The sequence below is a fragment of the Serratia sp. JKS296 genome (assembly GCF_900215445.1).
Taxonomy (GTDB): Bacteria; Pseudomonadota; Gammaproteobacteria; order Enterobacterales; family Enterobacteriaceae; genus Serratia; species Serratia marcescens.
In genome coordinates this window covers 2,720,609-2,738,233 of the sequence record NZ_OCMX01000001.1, presented here as the reverse complement: position 1 = coordinate 2,738,233, position 17,625 = coordinate 2,720,609, and the positions used below count along the sequence as shown (strand labels likewise).

16 protein-coding genes are annotated in these 17,625 nt (G+C 61.7%); 5 read left to right on the top strand and 11 right to left on the bottom strand.

Translation table 11 applies throughout. The features are described 5' to 3' along the window. Positions 1 to 40 precede the first annotated feature (40 nt). Positions 41 to 886: an aminoglycoside phosphotransferase family protein gene (locus CRO23_RS12900; protein ID WP_370446670.1), complete on the top strand. Its 846-nt coding sequence runs from the start codon at positions 41 to 43 to the stop codon at positions 884 to 886. Here CRO23_RS12900 and CRO23_RS12895 read toward each other — a convergent pair. Continuing rightward, entirely contained in the window at positions 851 to 1,354 is a 504-nt protein-coding gene (locus CRO23_RS12895) for a cupin domain-containing protein (RefSeq protein ID WP_004938395.1), read from the bottom strand. The genes CRO23_RS12900 and CRO23_RS12895 overlap by 36 nt on opposite strands. Before the next feature lie 100 nt (positions 1,355 to 1,454). Beyond that, positions 1,455 to 2,642 carry a benzoate/H(+) symporter BenE family transporter gene (locus tag CRO23_RS12890; protein ID WP_016927899.1) on the bottom strand — a complete coding sequence of 396 codons (1,188 nt, stop codon included), beginning with the start codon at positions 2,640 to 2,642 and terminating at the stop codon, positions 1,455 to 1,457. Between the two features lie 115 nt (positions 2,643 to 2,757). Here CRO23_RS12890 and CRO23_RS12885 point away from each other — a divergent pair, with 115 nt between their 5' ends. Both CRO23_RS12885 and CRO23_RS12880 read left to right on the top strand, forming a co-directional pair. Beyond that, positions 2,758 to 3,321, top strand: coding sequence for a helix-turn-helix domain-containing protein (locus tag CRO23_RS12885; RefSeq protein ID WP_016927898.1), 564 nt, complete (start codon positions 2,758 to 2,760; stop codon positions 3,319 to 3,321). Positions 3,322 to 3,515: 194 nt separating this feature from the next. Continuing rightward, positions 3,516 to 5,609 (top strand): prolyl oligopeptidase family serine peptidase, encoded by a 2,094-nt coding sequence (locus CRO23_RS12880; RefSeq protein WP_079451297.1) that lies wholly within the window; start codon positions 3,516 to 3,518, stop codon positions 5,607 to 5,609. 75 nt (positions 5,610 to 5,684) lie between these two features. On the opposite strand, the gene dtpA is transcribed toward CRO23_RS12880, so the two are convergent. The 5 genes from dtpA to rsxD all read right to left on the bottom strand — a co-directional run bounded on the left by dtpA (position 5,685) and on the right by rsxD (position 10,864). Then, complete coding sequence (gene dtpA / locus CRO23_RS12875; protein ID WP_016927896.1) at positions 5,685 to 7,199, bottom strand: dipeptide/tripeptide permease DtpA; 1,515 nt, start codon at positions 7,197 to 7,199, stop codon at positions 5,685 to 5,687. 604 nt (positions 7,200 to 7,803) lie between these two features. Next, complete coding sequence (gene nth, locus CRO23_RS12870) at positions 7,804 to 8,445, bottom strand: endonuclease III (RefSeq protein ID WP_004938407.1); 642 nt, start codon at positions 8,443 to 8,445, stop codon at positions 7,804 to 7,806. Next, complete coding sequence (locus CRO23_RS12865; protein WP_004938409.1) at positions 8,445 to 9,143, bottom strand: electron transport complex subunit E; 699 nt, start codon at positions 9,141 to 9,143, stop codon at positions 8,445 to 8,447. The genes nth and CRO23_RS12865 overlap by 1 nt, the downstream gene beginning before the upstream one ends. Continuing rightward, the gene (gene rsxG / locus CRO23_RS12860) at positions 9,140 to 9,769 is read right to left on the bottom strand and encodes an electron transport complex subunit RsxG (protein WP_004938412.1); all 630 of its coding nucleotides are present in this window, start codon (positions 9,767 to 9,769) and stop codon (positions 9,140 to 9,142) included. The genes CRO23_RS12865 and rsxG overlap by 4 nt, the downstream gene beginning before the upstream one ends. Before the next feature lie 9 nt (positions 9,770 to 9,778). After that, positions 9,779 to 10,864 carry an electron transport complex subunit RsxD gene (rsxD, locus tag CRO23_RS12855; protein ID WP_033640478.1) on the bottom strand — a complete coding sequence of 362 codons (1,086 nt, stop codon included), beginning with the start codon at positions 10,862 to 10,864 and terminating at the stop codon, positions 9,779 to 9,781. 365 nt (positions 10,865 to 11,229) lie between these two features. Between rsxD and CRO23_RS12850 the strand changes: the two genes are divergently transcribed. Further along, the gene (locus tag CRO23_RS12850) at positions 11,230 to 12,123 is read left to right on the top strand and encodes a helix-turn-helix domain-containing protein (RefSeq protein ID WP_016927894.1); all 894 of its coding nucleotides are present in this window, start codon (positions 11,230 to 11,232) and stop codon (positions 12,121 to 12,123) included. 33 nt (positions 12,124 to 12,156) lie between these two features. Here the strand turns inward: CRO23_RS12850 and rsxC are convergent, their stop codons facing one another. The 4 genes from rsxC to CRO23_RS12830 all read right to left on the bottom strand — a co-directional run bounded on the left by rsxC (position 12,157) and on the right by CRO23_RS12830 (position 16,308). Continuing rightward, complete coding sequence (gene rsxC, locus CRO23_RS12845; protein ID WP_097102135.1) at positions 12,157 to 14,586, bottom strand: electron transport complex subunit RsxC; 2,430 nt, start codon at positions 14,584 to 14,586, stop codon at positions 12,157 to 12,159. Then, positions 14,579 to 15,151: an electron transport complex subunit RsxB gene (gene rsxB / locus CRO23_RS12840; protein WP_004938428.1), complete on the bottom strand. Its 573-nt coding sequence runs from the start codon at positions 15,149 to 15,151 to the stop codon at positions 14,579 to 14,581. The genes rsxC and rsxB overlap by 8 nt, the downstream gene beginning before the upstream one ends. Next, positions 15,151 to 15,732 carry an electron transport complex subunit RsxA gene (rsxA, locus tag CRO23_RS12835; protein WP_004938443.1) on the bottom strand — a complete coding sequence of 194 codons (582 nt, stop codon included), beginning with the start codon at positions 15,730 to 15,732 and terminating at the stop codon, positions 15,151 to 15,153. The genes rsxB and rsxA overlap by 1 nt, the downstream gene beginning before the upstream one ends. A 135-nt stretch (positions 15,733 to 15,867) precedes the next feature. Next, positions 15,868 to 16,308, bottom strand: coding sequence for a DUF2569 domain-containing protein (locus CRO23_RS12830; protein WP_016927891.1), 441 nt, complete (start codon positions 16,306 to 16,308; stop codon positions 15,868 to 15,870). Positions 16,309 to 16,530: 222 nt separating this feature from the next. Here CRO23_RS12830 and CRO23_RS12825 point away from each other — a divergent pair, with 222 nt between their 5' ends. Further along, positions 16,531 to 17,571 carry an oxidoreductase gene (locus tag CRO23_RS12825; RefSeq protein WP_097102134.1) on the top strand — a complete coding sequence of 347 codons (1,041 nt, stop codon included), beginning with the start codon at positions 16,531 to 16,533 and terminating at the stop codon, positions 17,569 to 17,571. Positions 17,572 to 17,625 lie beyond the last annotated feature (54 nt).

Sequence of the window (17,625 nt, the reverse complement as noted above, 5' to 3'; positions counted from 1 at the left end):
GCGCAGCTCGGCCACAAGGACGCATGAGACGATGAACCCGATTTTTACTCCCTACCTGCAACGCTGGCAACTGGAACAGGACGGCAAAGCCTTCGAAACCCACAGCAGTCTGCTGATGCCGGTGCGTTACCGGGGCGAGGCCGCCATGCTGAAGATCGCCCGCGAGCAGGAGGAGCGCTTCGGCGGCCAGCTCATGTGCTGGTGGCGCGGGGAAGGCGCCGCGCTGGTGCTGGCGTGGCACGACGACGGCATTCTGCTGGAGCGCGCGCAGGGCGAAGGTTCGTTGGCGCAGTTGGTGCGTGATGGCGACGATGAGCAGGCCACGCAGATCCTGTGTCGGGCGATCGCCGCCTTGCATGCGCCGCGAGAGGCACCGCTGCCCGAATTGATCCCGCTGCAGGAGTGGTTCAGCTCGCTGTGGCCGGCGGCGCAGGCGCACGGCGGCATGCTGCGCCTCAGCGCCACAACGGCGGCGGAATTGCTGAGCAGCCCGCGAGAAGAAAGCGTGCTGCACGGCGACATCCACCATGACAATGTGCTCGACTTCGGCGAACGCGGCTGGCTGGCGATCGACCCCAAGCGTTTGTACGGCGAACGGGGCTTCGATTACGCCAATATCTTCTGCAATCCCAACTACGGTATCGCCACCGATCCGGCCATTTTCCAGCGCCGCGTGGAACAGGTGTGCCGGTTGGCCGGGTTGGAGCGCCGGCGCTTGTTGCAATGGATCCTGGCCTGGTCGGGGCTCTCCGCCGCTTGGTTCATGGAAGACGGGCAGGCGGCGGATATCGACTTCCGCGTGGCCGAACTGGCGGCGCGCGCGTTGGATATCCCGTTGCCGGACGGCGATTCAGGGTTCATCCTGCCAGTAATCGAGCGAGGTTGAAGGGCGCTGCAGGTAGCGCACCTGCTCGCCGTCTGCGCTGCGCGCCATCGCCTGGTATTTGCCGGAATCCGGGTACATCACCAGCTCCGGCTGTTCGCGCGTGCTGACGGACAGGTACTTCAGCGGCGCATCGGAAGTGTTGATGATCTGGTGCGGGTATTCCGGGCCCGGGGGAATGAAAATGACATCCCCGCTGACGATCGGCAGCATTTCTCCAGCCACCCGCAGCGTACCGCTGCCTTCCAGAATGATGAACATTTCTTCCTGAGCGTAGTGAAAATGGTAGGGGCAGGAACGCATGCCCGGCGCCACGCAATCGAAAGAGGCGCCCAGTTTGTCGGCGGCGGTGCCGGTGCCGAGACGGGCGCCGACGCTGTCATACAGCGGCGGCCGCCGGTCATGTTTCATCTCTACCTGTTCGACATTGCGTATCAGGCGCTGAGCTAACAGCGCGGCTTTCTCAGTCATAAGCTTCCTTGGTGACGGCGTCACTTATTAGGTGAATTGACAGTCAGACGACAGAGAAAGTGAAGGCGCCACGGCGTCGCTTGTCAATGTAGACCGCCCGTTACGCCTCGGAGGTTCGCCGCGGCAGCGACAGCAGCAGATGGGCGATGGCGCCGCCGACAATCCCCCAGAAGGCAGAACCGATGCCGAGCAGCGTGACGCCGGAGGCGGTGATGAGGAAGGCGATCAGCGCCGCATCGCGCTGTTTTTCATCATGCAGCGCGCGTTGCAGGCTGCCGCCAATGGTGCCGAGCAACGCCAGCCCGGCAATGGTGTGGATCAAGGCGACCGGCAACGCGCTGAATAGCAGGCCGATGGCGCCGCCGAACAGACCGGCCAGCAGATAGAAGCCGCCGGCGGCCACCGCGCCCATATAGCGCCGCTGCGGATCGGGATGCACATCCGGCCCCATGCAGATGGCGGCGGTAATGGCCGCGATGCACACCGAGAAACCGCCGAATGGCGCCAGCAGCAGCGCGGTCAACGCCGTCCAGGCGATCAGCGGTGAGGTGGGGACGCGGTAGCCCGCCGCCTGCAGCGTAGCGATCCCGGGGGCGTTCTGTGAAGCCATGGTGACCACGAAGAAGGGCACGCCGATGCCGAGCAGCGTCGGCCAGCTGAAATGCGGCGCGATAAATTCCGGCACGGCGAATGCCGGCGTCTGTTGCGCCAGCTGGATATCGCCCTGCAGCGCGGCGATCGCCAGCCCAATCGCCAGCGTCAATACGATGGCGTAGCGCGGCAGGTAACGGCGGCTGAGCAGATAGGCCAGCCCCATGCCGGCGCTGAGGGGAAAATTGAGCTGCAGCGAAGCGAAGGCGTCCAGCCCGAAACGCAGCAGGATCCCCGCCAGCATCGCCGCAGAAATCGCCTGTGGAATATAGTCCATCAGGCGGGCAAACAGCCCGGTGACGCCGCAGAGCAGGATCAGACCGGAGGCGAAGATAAACACGCCGATCGCCTCGTTGATCGGCGTGCCGGGCAGGCTGGTGACCAGCAGCGCCGCGCCGGGCGTCGACCAGGCGGTGAGGATCGGGGTGCGATAGTAAAGCGACAGCCCGAGGGAGGTGACGCCCATTGCGATCCCCAGTGCGCTCAGCCAGCCGCCGATCTGCGCCGGCGTGGCGCCCGCGGCGGCGGCGGCCTGAAAAATGATGGCGGCAGAGCTGGTATAACCGACCAGAACGGCGACAAAACCGGCCATGACGGCAGGCAGGGTCAGATGACGCAGGGTGACGGCAGGGCGCATGGGCAGCTCCAATCGGTGGTTGTGCGTTATAACGCACAGCGAGAAATCAGCATAGCATCGTGCGTTATAGCGCACAAGCGGGTATAATCGGGCACGATACGCAGAGGAGAACAGGATGCAGGAACTTGCCGGCCATTTGGCGCACACCCTGCGCACGTTGCGCGCACAGCGCGGTTGGAGCCTGACGCAGGCGGCGGAATACACCGGCGTCAGCAAGGCGATGCTCGGGCAGATTGAACGCGGCGAGTCCAGCCCGACGGTGGCGACGCTGTGGAAGATCGCCACCGGTTTCAACGTGGCGTTTTCCGCCTTCCTTGAGGCCTCGCCCGCGCAGCAGCAGGCGACGCTGCATCGCTACGGCGAGCTGCCGGTGTACGATCAGGACAATGCCGATATGCGCGTGGTGCCGCTGTTTCCCTACGATCGCCAACTGGGTTTCGACATGTTCGTCATCGATCTCGCGCCGGGTGCGCTCAGCGAATCGTCGCCGCATGAGCCGGGCGTGATCGAGCATGTGATCGTGATCAGCGGCCGGTTGGAATTGGCGATAAACGGCGAGTGGCACAGCCTGGCGGCCGGCGAGGCGATGCGCTTTCAGGCCGATCGGCCGCATGCCTACCGCAACGCCGGTTCACACACGGTGCGTATCCACGATCTGATCCACTATCCTCAATCCTGACTCAACGCGGCGGCCGTGGGCTTTGACTCCGCGCCGCCAAACGCCTACCTTGTTGAAAATGACTCTTATTTCACAGGTTGTCGCCCATGACGGGGCGGCGTTGCAGCCGACTCAAAAGGAGCTTGATTTTGCCGGTCACCAATCGACGTCAGTTTATTAAACTCAGTGCACAAACCGCAGGAGCCGTATTCGCGATGACTTCATTACCCAACAGTATCCGCCTGGCGATGGCGGCGGAGGGCGGCGCGGCCGCCGGCGATGAATTCCTGTGGCTGGAAGAGCTGCAGGGTAAAAAAGCGCTGCAATGGGTGCAGCAGGAAAATCAGCGCACCGTGGCGCGTTTCGGCCAGGGCGAAGACTTTCAGCGCATTGAGCGCGAAGTTCTGGATATCCTCAATAAAGACACCCAGATCCCGTGGGTGAGTAAACGCGGCGAGTACTATTACAACTTCTGGCAGGATCAGGCCAACCCGCGCGGCCTGCTGCGGCGCACCACGCTGGACGAGTACCGCAAGGCCAAACCGGCCTGGGAGACGGTGCTGGATATCGATGCGTTGGGCAAGGCGGAAGGCAAGGATTGGGTCTATCAAGGCTCGCAACCGCTGGCGCCGGAATACCGTTATTGCCTGATGCAGCTGTCGCCGGACGGCGGTGACGCCACCGAAATCCGTGAATTCGATCTGGTGGCCAAACGCTTTGTCAAAGACGGTTTCAACGTGCCGGTGGCGAAAAGCCGGATTTCCTGGGTCGATCGGGACACGCTGTTCATCGCCACCGATTTCGGCCCCGGTTCGATGACCCAGTCAGGCTACGCGCGCATCGCCAAACGCTGGCGGCGCGGCACGCCGCTGAGCGCCGCCGAAACGCTGTACGAAGCGCAGCCGGAAGACATGGCGGTCTTCGCCTATCACGATCGCACGCCGGGTTTTGAGCGTGATTTCGTCGGCCGCAGCCTGGACTTCTATCGCCGTGACTATTTCTTGCTGGCTCAGGATGGCCGGCAGAAAAAAATCGACATCCCGGCCGACGCCGAGCTGGATACGCATCGGGAATGGCTGCTGATCAAACCGAGCAGCGACTGGGAAGTGGGCGGCAAGCGCTATCCGTCCGGCGCGCTGCTGGCGGCCAACTTCGATGACTATCTGGCGGGCAAGCGCGAGCTGCAGCTGCTGTTTACCCCAACGGCGGAGCAGGCGCTGAGCGGCTACAGCGGCACCCGCGATCACCTGATCCTCAGCATCATGGATAACGTGGTCAACCGGCTGGAAGTGCTGACGCCGCAGGGCGGCAGCTGGCAACGTCGCCCGCTGGGCAACCCCGACGCCATCAGCACCCTTTCCGCCGGCGGCATCGACGAAGAGAGCAACGCCTATTTCCTGACCGTCAGCGGGTTCCTGCAGCCGACCTCGCTGTACATGGGCAATCTCGACGGCGGTGAGGCGACGCTGTTGAAACAGGCGCCGCAGGACTTTGCCGCCGCCGGCTATCAGGTCAGCCAGCATTTCGCGCGCTCCAAGGACGGCACCCGCGTGCCGTATTTCCAGATCGCCGCCAAAGATCTCAAAGCGGACGGCAGCACGCCGACGCTGCTGTATGGCTACGGCGGGTTTGAAGTGCCGCTGTTGCCGGGCTATCTCGGCGGCAAGGCGCCGGCCTGGCTGGAACGCGGTGGAGTATACGTGGTGGCCAACATTCGCGGCGGCGGCGAATACGGTCCGGCCTGGCATCAGGCGGCGCTCAAGCAAAACCGCCATCGCGCCTACGAGGATTTCGCCGCCGTGGCCGAAGATCTTATCGCACGCAAGGTGACCTCGGCGCCGCATCTTGGCGCGCGCGGCGGCAGCAATGGCGGCCTGCTGGTGGGCAATATGCTGACGCTGTATCCGCAGCTGTTCGGCTGCATCGTCTGCGAAGTGCCACTGCTGGACATGCAGCGCTATACCCAGCTTTCCGCCGGCGCGTCGTGGATCGCCGAATACGGTGACCCGAGCAAGCCGGAGGAATGGGCCTACATCAAGACCTTCTCGCCATACCACAACATTCAGGCGCAGACGGCCTATCCGCCGGTGCTGTTCTATACCGCGACCAGCGACGATCGGGTCAACCCGGCCCACGCCCGCAAAATGGCGGCGCGCATGCAGGCGATGGGGTATCAGCAGGCCTATTTCTATGAAAATACCGAAGGCGGGCACAGCGCCGCCGCCGACAAGCAACAGGCGGCGTTCCACAGCGCGCTGGTAAGCGAATTCATGTGGGCCAACCTGAGCGGCAAACCCAAGTCAGCGTAAGCCTTTTTCTTGCGGCATAAAAAAACACCGGGGCGTTAACCCCGGTGTTTTTATTTACGCTCAATCCGCTGGCGGTCAGCGAGCCGCAGTGGCTTCCTGCGCTTGCTGATTGGCGTCTTCGGTGGTGTCCAGCGTCATGCGGTACAGCTTCGGCGCGGTCAGCATCATCAGGATAGCGATGACGGCGGTGACGATGCCGATCTGCATAAACACATGGCTGTAGATGGCCAGCGAAGCGTGCGCGTCGTTGATGTCGCTTGGCACGGCGGTCAGACCGGCAACCTTACCGGCGATCAGCGCGGCGGCGGCGGTAGTCAGGAACCAGGAGCCCATGATGAAGCCCATCAGACGCTGTGGCACTAGCTGCGCTACCATCGCCAGGCCCAGGCCGGAAATCATCAGCTCGCCGATGCTCTGCAGCGCGTAGCTCAGGATCAGCCAGTTGACCGACACGATGCCCTGTTCGTTGGCGAAGCTGGCGCCCCATGGCAGCACCAGGAAGGCGCAGGAGCAGAGGATCATGCCGAAAGCGAACTTGTGCGGCATCGGCAGGCGATCGCCCATTTTGTTATACAGCGCGGCCAGAATCGGGCTGGCGAGCATGATCCAGAACGGGTTCAGCGCCTGATACTGCTCCGGCTCGAAGGCGACGCCGAAGATGCTGTGTTCCACGTTATGGATGGCGAAGAAGTTCAGCGAGGTTGGCATCTGGCTGTACAGCACGAAGAACACCACCGCTTCCAGCATCAGCAGGAAGGCGACGATCATCTTGCGGCGTGCAGCGCCGTGCAGGGCGAAGGTTTCCTTGGCGAACACCAGAACGATGCCGGCGGAAACGAGGGCCAACGCCCAGCGCGCGATCACCTGGTTGTGCAGCAGCCAGCTGGACACGGCGATCAACGCCACGATGCCGACCAGCACCATCAGCAGCTTCGGCAGATGCAGCGGCTTGAAGTCAGGTCTGGAGCCGTTTTCCTTCACCCACTTGTGGCACATCATAAAGTTGACCAGGGTGATCAGCATGCCGACCACGCTCAGGGAGAACGCCACGCTCCAGCCGTATTTCGCCGCCAGCCACGGGGTGGCCAGCATGGAGAAGAAGGAACCGATGTTCACCGACATGTAGTACATGGTGAAAGCGCCGTCGATGCGCGGATCATCTTTCTCATAGCAGGTGGACAGCAGGGAGGACGGGTTAGCCTTAAACAGGCCGCTGCCCACGGCGATGGTCGCCATGCCCATGTAGACCCAGAAGATGTCGTGGCCGGAGTAGGCCACCATGGCGTAACCGGCGGCCAGCACCAGCGCGCCGAGCACGATTACGCGTTTGGCGCCCAGCACCTTGTCGCCCAGCCAGCCGCCGATGGCGACGAAGCCGTATACCAGGGCACTGAAGGAAGAGAACAGGGTGATGGAATCGGCTTCGCTCATGCCGAGCATCTTGACCAGATAAACCGCCATGATGCCCTGCAGGCCGTAATAGCCGAAACGCTCCCACAGTTCGATCGAGAAGATCAGGTAGAACGCTTTCGGTTGTTTGAACGCGTTAAGGCTTACGCTCTCCGGGTGTTGGTTGTTTGCTGTTGACACTGGTACCTCTGTTTTTTCGCAGCCCGTCTTTGGAGGACGGGAAAGTACAAAAGTTGATGCGGAACGGCATCCTTTTGCGTTGTTATAGGATGGGGACGGCGGTTAATGTTCACTATCTTTGTCAACGTGGCAAGCAGTTTGTCATATTCGGTTACATTTAACGCTCGCAGGATTATGCTGCGATGTTGCAAATGTTATGCAGTATTAACTTTCGGGTTTTAATGGTTTGCCGATTTTTTGTTTTGATTAAAAGCTATACGCATTTTAAACAGGGATATATTCTGCTGAATTGCTATTTTTTAGCGCATCAGTGTATGTGTGGTTGTTAATCCATTGGAATGTTGTGCATATGCAGCGTTTTGTAAAATTATAGAAATTCAAGAAAACGGGACTGGCATTTGTGAACGCCTTGTGATCCTGAAAGCGTGACGTTCACCGCAATTTTTGACTAATTTTTCGCTTGAAAATAACGCGGCACTGAGTTTTTCACTGAAAACCGTGATAACGCCGGGGTTACTGCTGCGCGATATCACATTTCCGATAAAAAAGAGGCGCTGGCGGGGGGGAGTGGCGGCGACGGGGGCGGTTTGCCGCCCCGTCAGACTCAGGATTCTGGATAAACCTTCTCTTTATACTCGCACAGGTCTTCGATGATGCAGGAGCCACAGCGCGGTTTGCGCGCGATGCAGGTGTAGCGCCCGTGCAGGATCAGCCAGTGATGGCAATCGACCTTGAATTCGGCGGGCACCACCTTCAGCAGCTTCTCTTCCACCTGATCGACGTTCTTGCCCGGCGCGAAGTGGGTGCGGTTGCACACCCGGAAGATGTGGGTGTCCACGGCGATGGTCGCCCAGCCGAAGGCGGTATTGAGCACCACGTTGGCGGTCTTGCGGCCGACGCCCGGCAGCGCTTCCAGCGCGGCGCGATCTTCCGGCACTTCGCCGCCGTGCAGCTCCAGCAGCATACGGCAGGTTTTGATCACGTTTTCGGCCTTGCTGTTGAACAGGCCGATGGTCTTGATGTACTCCTTGACGCCATCAACCCCCAGCGCCAGCATGGCGGCGGGGGTGTTGGCGACCGGGTAAAGCCTGGCGGTCGCCTTGTTGACGCTCACGTCGGTGGCCTGTGCAGACAGCAGCACTGCAATCAGCAGTTCAAACGGCGTGGTGTACACCAGCTCGGTGGTCGGGTGCGGGTTGTTGTCGCGCAGCCGGGTCAAAATTTCCAGTCGCTTCTGCTTGTTCATCAGGCCTTCTCAGCACGTCCTTGTTCCAGCAGCGGTTCCGCCGCCACGGCGCGAGCTTTGCGCGCCTTCATTTTTTCGTCGATCAGATATTTGACCGCCAGCAGCAGCCCCAGGCCGATAAAGGCGCCCGGCGGCAGCATGGCCAGCAGGAATGGGCTGTCGAAATGCACCACTTCGATGCGCAGCGATTTGGCCCAGCCGCCCAGCAGTTGGTCGGCGCCGTCGAACAGCGTGCCGTTGCCCAACAGTTCGCGCATCGAGCCCAGCGTCACCATCACGCCGGTGGCGCCGAGGCCGATGGCCATGCCGTCCAGCGCCGAGAGGCCGACCGGCTTCTTGGCGGCCACCGCTTCGGCGCGGCCGACCACGATGCAGTTGGTTACGATCAATGGAATAAAGATGCCGAGCGACTGATACAGGCCGAAGGCATAGGCGTTGATCAGCATCTGCACGATGCTCACCACCGCGGCGATGATCATCACGTAGATTGGAATACGCACTTCGCTCGGCACCCAGCGGCGCACCGCGGAGATGGAGGCGTTGGTCAGCGTCAGCACCAGCGTGGTGGCCAGCCCCAGGCCGAGCGCGTTGGTGACGGTGGAGGTCACCGCCAGCAACGGACACATGCCCAGCAGCTGCACCAGGGCGGAGTTGTTTTTCCACAACCCCTGGACGATCAATTCTTTGGCTTCACTCATTCGGCGGCTCCACACGCAGGTAAGCTTTCAAGTTTAGGCGGCAGCGTTTCCATATACAACGCCGTGCGGCGCACCGCATTGACCACCGCCCGCGGGGTGATGGTCGCGCCGGTGAATTGGTCGAACATGCCGCCGTCTTTCTTCACCGCCCAGCGCTTATCGTCCGGGCCTTCGATTTTCTTGCCGCTGAAGAAGGAAATCCAGTCGGAAATGCGCAGTTCAATTTTGTCACCCAGCCCAGGCGTTTCGTGGTGTTCAATCACCCGGGTGCCGAGCACCGTGCCGTTGAAATCGGCGCCGACCAGCAGCTTGATGGCGCCGGAGTAACCGTCCGGCGCGGTGGTTTCCAGCGCGGCGGCAGTCGGCTGCCCGTTTTTGCGCGCCAGGTACAAGCGGTGCGGCGCGCCGTCGCCCAAGGCCGGATCGCTGACCAGCAGGCATTCGTTCTGCATGATGTTGTCGTAGTTTTCCGGCGGCACCACCTGATCGAGCAGCGCTTTTTGCTGCAGCGCCGCCTGATGGGCGATGGTGGTTTTCGTCAGGGCGTAGACCACGGCGGTCAGGCCGGTGGTGACCGCCGCAAACACCGCCAGCGTGGTGCCGTGCTTTCTCATGGAATTCAGCATGGCGGCTCCTTAGCGATGGCCGTACACGCGCGGCTGCGTGTAGTGGTCGATTAACGGGACGGTGATGTTGGCGAGCAGCACGGCGAAGGCCACGCCGTCAGGGTAGCCGCCATAGACGCGGATCAGCCAGACCAGCACGCCGATCAGCGCGCCGTAGATTAAGCGGCCCTTCGGCGTGGTGGAAGCGCTGACCGGATCGGTGGCGATAAAGAACGCGCCCAGCATGCTGGCGCCGGAGAACAGGTGGATCAGCGGCGAAGCCTGATGCGCCGGATCGATCCACCAGGCCAGACCGGAACAGAAGGCGATGGCGGCCAACATGCTGAAAGGGATTTGCCAATGGATCAGGCGACGCGCCAGCATAAACAGGCCGCCGGCCAGGAAGCCGAGGTTGACCCACTGCCAGCCGATGCCGGCCAGCGCGCCGCCGAACAGCGGCTGCTGCAACACCTGTTCCACGCTGTGGCCGCTGCGCAGGCCGGTTTTGAAGCCGTCGAGCGGCGTGGCCTGGCTGATGCCGTCCACGCCCATCTGCAGTTCGTGCAGCGTCGCGCCCTGTGCGGTATGGCCGCTGAAAATGGCCAGCAGCGTGTCGTGGAGCGACAGCGCGGTGGCGCGCAGCTCATCCGGCGGCAGCCAACTGGTCATCTGCACCGGGAAGGAGATCAGCAGCACTACGTAACCGACCATCGCCGGGTTGAACGGGTTCTGCCCGAGGCCGCCATACAGCTGTTTGGCGATAACGATGGCGAAGAAGGTGCCGATGACGATCATCCACCACGGCGCCAGCGGCGGCAGGCTGATGCCGAGCAGCAGCGCGGTCAGCAGGGCGGAGTTATCCGCCAGCCGGCTGCGCACCGGCAGCTTGCGCAGCTTGAGGATCGCGCCTTCCGCGGCCAGCGCGACGATCGCCGCCAGCGCCACCTGAATCAGCACGCCGTAGCCGAAAAACCAAATCTGCGCCGCGATGCCGGGAATGCACGCTAACATGACCCACAGCATAATGCGGCTGGTGCTTTGCTGGTTGTGGGTGAAAGGCGAGCTGGCGATGTGTAAGCCTTTGGCGGCTGTGGGTGATACCGGCCTGAACTTCATAGAGTAACGATACCTTCTGCGCCGCGCCTGCGGCAGTTTCGATGCGCCATACTGCGGGCGCGGCAAAAATGATAGCCGAGCATTCTACCTGATTCGATGCGAGGGTAATACGCCTTAATGATAGGGGTATTCGGCTTTCCGCGCATCTGGCGATCGGGGCGGCGCGATTTGATTTTTTTTTGGCCGGGAAATGGGCTAACGTGAGGAATTGTCAGTGGAACTTGTGCCGCCATCGACCGCGGGAAATGGGGTAAGCGTATGAATGAGATATCATTTTTCTCCAGACTTCCGCACAAAATAACAACTTTCACATAATCCGTGTAGGTTACTATCGCGAACATTATTGAGTCAGTGAATCCATAATAATGACAAATGAAGACATTTTTTTTATTGAAGAGCTAATTGAGTGGGTGGAGATACATCTGGAGAAACGGCCAAACCTGGATGAAGTCGCGCGTATTTCGGGCTATTCCAAGTGGCATCTGCAGCGTAAATTTAAGCGTATTACCGGCATTCAACTCGCCACCTATATCCGTTCGCGCATCCTGACACGCGCCGCGGTGGCGCTGCGTATCACCCGTCGCTCCATCATCGACATCTCCGATGAGCTGGGCTTCGACTCTCAGCAGACTTTTACCCGCATGTTCAAGCAGCGCTTCGGCACCACCCCCAATCGCTATCGCTCGATGGAGCACTGGGACGTGAAAAACCTGATGCCGCGCTTTAACTTCGAAGCCAGCTACGGCGCCGGTTATTACCCGGAAGTGAAGCGGCTGACGCTGCCCGACATGCAGTTGGTCGGCTTCACGCGCCGGCTGGATTTCGCCTCCGAACAGGAGCTGGAGTACTCGTCCTGCATGGCGATGAAGGACGAGATTTTCAACGACTTCTTCAAGGGGCTGCACGTTGACTGTCGGCGGATTTACAGCATCTACTCCCCTCATGCCGGGGAGGGCGACGAGCTCTCATCCACGCTGGTGATGGCGGTCGATCCTGAACACAGAAAGGATATTCTTTCCAACCATCAGATAGACACCTTCCATTTGCCGAGCCGCGAGTTTATCTCTATCAACCATAAGGGGTCGGCGAAAGAGTGTTTGCAGTTTTTCGGCTACCTGATGTCGCATGTGATGCCGGGGTTGAAGGATGAAGTGCGCGGCAGTATGGAAATGGAGATCATTCAAACCAAAGAGTGGAATCCGGAATCCAAACTGCGCCAGATTGAAGTGGATTACACCTACCTGATCTCTATCGATTAAACGGCGCCCGGCGTCAGCCAGGCGCCGCTGTCATCATTTGTCTTCCGTTTCCGCCGCCAGCGATTCCCTGGCGGCTTTTTTGGCTTTGGCGCGGGCGATAGCCGCCGCGACCGCCGCCTTGCGCGGGTCTTCTTCGGCTGCAGCCGGCGCCGGTTCCGCCGGTGCAGAGGCATCCGCCTGTTGCGCGGCTTTCTTGGCTTTGGCGCGGGCGATAGCCGCCGCAACCGCCGCCTTGCGTGGGTCTTCTTCGGCTGCAGCCGGCGCCGGTTCCGCCGGTGCAGAGGCATCCGCCTGTTGCGCCGCTTTCTTGGCTTTTACGCGCGCCAGTGCCGCCGCGACCGCCGCCTTGCGCGGATCTTCTTCGGCTGCAGCCGGCGCCGGTTCCGCCGGTGCAGAGGCATCCGCCTGTTGCGCCGCTTTTTTGGCTTTTACGCGCGCCAGTGCCGCCGCGACCGCCGCCTTGCGCGGATCTTCTTCGGCTGCAGCCGGCGTCGGTTCCGCTGGAGCAGGGGCATCCGCCTGCTGCTCTGCCTTTTTGGCCTTCACGCGCGCCAGGGCGGCCGCAACGGCCGCTTTGCGCGGATCCTCTTCGGCTGGAGCCGGCGCCGGTTCCGCTGGAGTAGGGGCATCCGCCTGCTGCTCTGCCTTTTTGGCCTTCACGCGCGCCAGGGCGGCCGCAACGGCCGCTTTGCGCGGATCGACCTCTGTTGCCGCCGGGGCGGAGCTGTCTGCGGCCGGTGCCTCTTTGCGCGCTTTCACGCGGGCCAGCGCCGCGGCCACGGCGGCTTTACGCGCGTCGTCGCCGGCGGTCGCCGGTGGCGCTTCCGTTTCCACCTCAGCAGCCAGCTGGGCTCGACGTTCGCGCGCCTGCGCTTTACGCGCTTCGCGGGCGGCGATCATCTCGCTGTTGTCCGGCTGCTGGCCGTTGACCGGCGTAACCGCCGCTTCGGCATTCTTGCTGCGCACGCGCGCCAGCGCGGCCTGCACTGCGCCCTGATCGTCGTCGGTCAGTTTGACGGCGGCCTTTTTATGTCGCTCTTCACGCGCCAGTTTTTCACGCTCCAGACGCGCCAGTTTGGCCTCGTAACGCGCCTTGGCCTCGGCGGTGCGCGCCGCTTCCAGATCGATAGCCTTGATTTCGGCCTTTTCCTGCCGGTAGTACTGTACCAGCGGGATATTGCTGGGGCAGACGAACGCGCAGGCGCCGCATTCGATGCAGTCGAACAGGTTATGGTTGCGCGCCTTGTCGTGCTCCTGTCCACGGCTGAACCAGTACAGCTGTTGCGGCAGCAGCCCGGCAGGGCAAGCGTCTACGCACAGGCCGCAGCGGATGCAGGACTGCTCCGGTTCCTGCGGCGTCATTTCATCCACCGTCGGCGCCAGAATGCAGTTGCTGATCTTGACGATCGGCACGTTCAGCGCGGGCAGGGTAAAGCCCATCAGCGGGCCGCCCATGACCACCATCTGCTGCGCCTGCGGGCGGAAACCGGTGAAGTCAAGCAGGTGCTGCACCGGCGTGCCGATGCGCGCCCACAGGTTGCCGGGGCGCTCGATCGCCTCGCCGGTCAGGGTCACTACGCGCTCAATCAGCGGTTCGCCGTCGACGATCGCTCGCTTGATGGCGAAGGCGGTGCCGACGTTTTGCATCAATACGCCGATAGCGGAGGAGTGCTTGCCGTGCGGCACTTCCTTGCCGGTCAAAATTTTGGTCAGCTGCTTGGCGCCGCCGGACGGGTATTTGGTCGGGATGACGCGCAGCGCAATGCCGGACTGGCCGCGCAACGCCAGTTTCAGCGCCGCGATTGCCTCCGGCTTGTTGTCTTCGATGCCGATCAGCGTGACTTTGGGCTGCAGAATGTGTTGCAGGATCTGCGTGCCTTCAATGATCTGATCGGCATGTTCCTGCATCAGGCGGTCGTCGGCGGTGATGTAAGGCTCGCACTCGGCGGCGTTGAGGATCAGCGTTTCCACGCCGCTCATGCCGCCTTGCAGCTTGCTGGCGGTCGGGAAACCGGCGCCGCCCAGGCCGGCGATGCCGGCCTGATGAATACGTTGAATCAGTTCCGTGGCGGGCGATTGGCGATAGTCCGCCACCGGATCGCGCTCGCACCAGCGGTCTTCCCCGTCTGCCTCGATAATCACGCACAGCTCCGTCAGCCCGGACGGGTGAGCGGTGATGTGCGGGGTAATGGCGCTGACGGTACCCGAGGTCGGGGCATGCACCGGCACGGTGCGGCCGCGGCCGACGGTCAGCGGTTGGCCTTTCAACACCCGATCGCCGGCGCTGACGCACAGCTCGCCTTCCGGCCCCAAATGCTGCTGCAGCGGAATGATAAAGGTCTTGGGCAGGGGCGCGACACGCAGCGGCGCACCGCTGGACTGCGTTTTCATTTCCGGTGGATGGATCCCGCCGTCGAAATCCCAGATCCGGTCTTTTTTAAAGGCGGCGAACAGATTAAGCATGTTGCTCCACGTGGATCACTTGCACCGGGATCGTCTTCATGTCCCACTTCCAGTTGGCGGTGGTGGTAGCGACCGGTCTCATTTCAATACAGTCGGTAGGGCAAGGGGCGACGCACAGATCGCAGCCGGTACAGAGGTCGGTGATGACGGTGTGCATGGCGCGGGTGGCGCCGACGATGGCGTCCACCGGGCAGGCCTGAATGCACTTGGTGCAGCCGATGCAGTTGGCCTCGTCGATATAGGCCACTTTACGCTCCGGCTCGGCGGCGGCTTCGCTGCCCAGCGGCTGCGGCTCTACGTTGAGCAGCTCCGCCAGTTTCAGCATCACCTGTTCGCCGCCCGGCGCGCATTTGTTGATCATCTCGCCGTTGGCCACCGCCTCGGCATAGGGGCGGCAGCCGGGGTAGCCGCACTGCCCGCACTGGCTCTGCGGCAGGATCGCGTCGACCTGCTCGGCGACCGGATCCTCTTCCACCTCAAAACGGCGCGCGGCGTAGCCCAGCACCAGTCCGAACAGCAGCCCGAGCGCGCTCAAAGCCGCGATAGCTATCCACAACGCAGTCATTAGAATTTCACCAGCCCGGTAAAGCCCATAAAGGCCAGCGACATCAGCCCGGCGGTGATCAACGCGATCGAGGAGCCGCGGAACGGCGCCGGCACGTCGGCGACCGCCAGACGTTCGCGAATGGCGGCGAACAGCACCATCACCAGCGAGAAACCGGCGGCGGCGCTGAAGCCGTAAACGGCGGACTGCAGGAAGTTATAGCCGAGGTTGACGTTAAGCAACGCTACGCCCAGCACCGCACAGTTGGTGGTGATCAGCGGCAGGAAGATGCCCAGCAGGCGGTAGAGCGCCGGGCTGGTCTTGCGCACCACCATCTCGGTGAACTGAACGACGACGGCGATCACCAGAATGAAGGAGAGCGTGCGCAGATACACCAGATCCAGCGGAACCAGAATAAAGGTGTTGATCACCCAGGCGCTGACGGAGGCCAGCGTCATGACGAAGGTGGTGGCCATTCCCATGCCGATGGCGCTTTCCAGCTTCTTGGAAACGCCGAGGAACGGGCACAGGCCAAGAAACTTCACCAGAACGAAGTTGTTCACCAGTACGGTGCCGACAAACAGGAGCAGGTATTCGGTCATTGCGATGCCTAAAAAAATAAAAGCCGCCTATTATCGGGAATCGGCGGCCGGACGACAACATATGAATCGCAGGGGTATTGCCTTTTTTGGCGAAAATTTACACAAAAAACCCGATAAAACGTGCTGCAATCGCCATTAACGTTCGGTAAAGGTGCCTTTGACCCGCTGCGAGCGCTTGATATAAGGCACCAGCAGCGCCGCCATCAGCAGCGGCCAGCCGAGGCTGCGCACCGCCACTTCATCCGGTACCGGCGCAAAGGCGAAGGCTTTCACCGCCAGGATCACCGTGATCAGCAGCCATAACAAGAACAGTTTGGGGAAGCGCTGCGAGCGCTGGCAAAACAGAAACACCAGCCACAGGGTGAAGCCCCACATCAAAAGCGTGGTCAGCACCGAAAAGTACCATTGCAGGGTAAACGCCTGGGCGTTGGTCAACAGATAATCGCGCGACTCGGGCATGAAGATCGCCATGGCGTACAGGAGCAGCATCAGGCTGGCGCTGAGCAGGGTGACGATCAGATAGGCCAGCGGGGCCAGCAACCAACCGCCGATACGAGTGTATTCAGCTTGAGACATAAAGGCTTCCTGATTGAAACGGGGATCACAGGCGGCATAGCTTAGCGGGTAATATAGGCTTCGTCATCTCTATCAAGCGGATAGCTCGGCATCGCGGCGCCGGGCCGCACGTTTGGCTACTCCGGCCTCGCTTCGAATTAACATCTCATTTACTTCTTGTTCCATCCGGCCGCATGGTGTCAAATCGAAAGGGTCTGTCGTGAGCCAGCAAGAGGAAATCCCATGGCTGAGAAAATTCGTGTCGGGCTGGTCGGTTACGGCTACGCCGGCAAAACCTTTCATGCGCCGCTGATTGCCGGTACGCCGGGGCTGGAGTTGGCCGCCGTCTCCAGCAGCGATGCCGGCAAAGTGCACGCCGACTGGCCGTCGATGACGGTGGTGGGGGATGCGCAAGCGCTGTTCGCCGATCCGGCCCTCGATCTGATCGTCATTCCTACCCCCAACGATACCCATTTCCCGCTGGCGCAGCAGGCGTTGGCCGCCGGCAAGCACGTGGTGGTGGATAAACCGTTTACCGTGACGTTGTCACAAGCGCAGGCGCTGCAACAGCAGGCGCAGCAGAGCGGTTTACTGCTGTCGGTGTTCCACAACCGCCGCTGGGACAGCGATTTCCTTACCCTTAAAGTGCTGTTAAAGGACGGTTCGCTGGGCGAGGTGGTGTATTTCGAGTCGCATTTCGATCGCTACCGGCCGCAGGTGCGCCAGCGCTGGCGTGAACAAGGCGGCGTCGGCAGCGGCATCTGGTTCGATTTGGGGCCGCATCTGCTCGATCAGGCGCTGCAACTCTTCGGCAAACCCGAACGGCTGTTTGTCGATCTGGGTGAGCTGCGGCCGGGGGCGCAGGCGGTGGACTATTTCCACGCGCTGCTGAGCTATGGCGATCGCCGTGTGGTGCTGCACGCCAGCATGCTGGCGGCGGCAGAGAGCCCGCGCTACGTGGTGCACGGCACCCGCGGCAGCTATGTCAAATACGGCCTCGATCCGCAGGAAGACCGACTGAAGGCCGGCGAGCGTCTGCCGCAGGCCGATTGGGGCTATGACATGCGCGAGGGTGTAGTGACGCTGTCACGTGACGATCTGCTGGCGGAGCAACCGCTGCTCAACATTCCCGGCAATTACCCGGCTTATTACGCGGCGGTGCGCGACGCGATCGCCGGTACAGGCGAAAACCCGGTGCCGGCCGCCGACGCCATCGCGGTGATGGCATTGATCGAACTGGGGCTGGAATCGGCCCGGCTGCAGCAGGCGCTGCCGGTGGTTTGATACTGCCCATTTCTCTGTGCCCGGCGAAGCGTCGGGCCTTTTTACGACTTTACG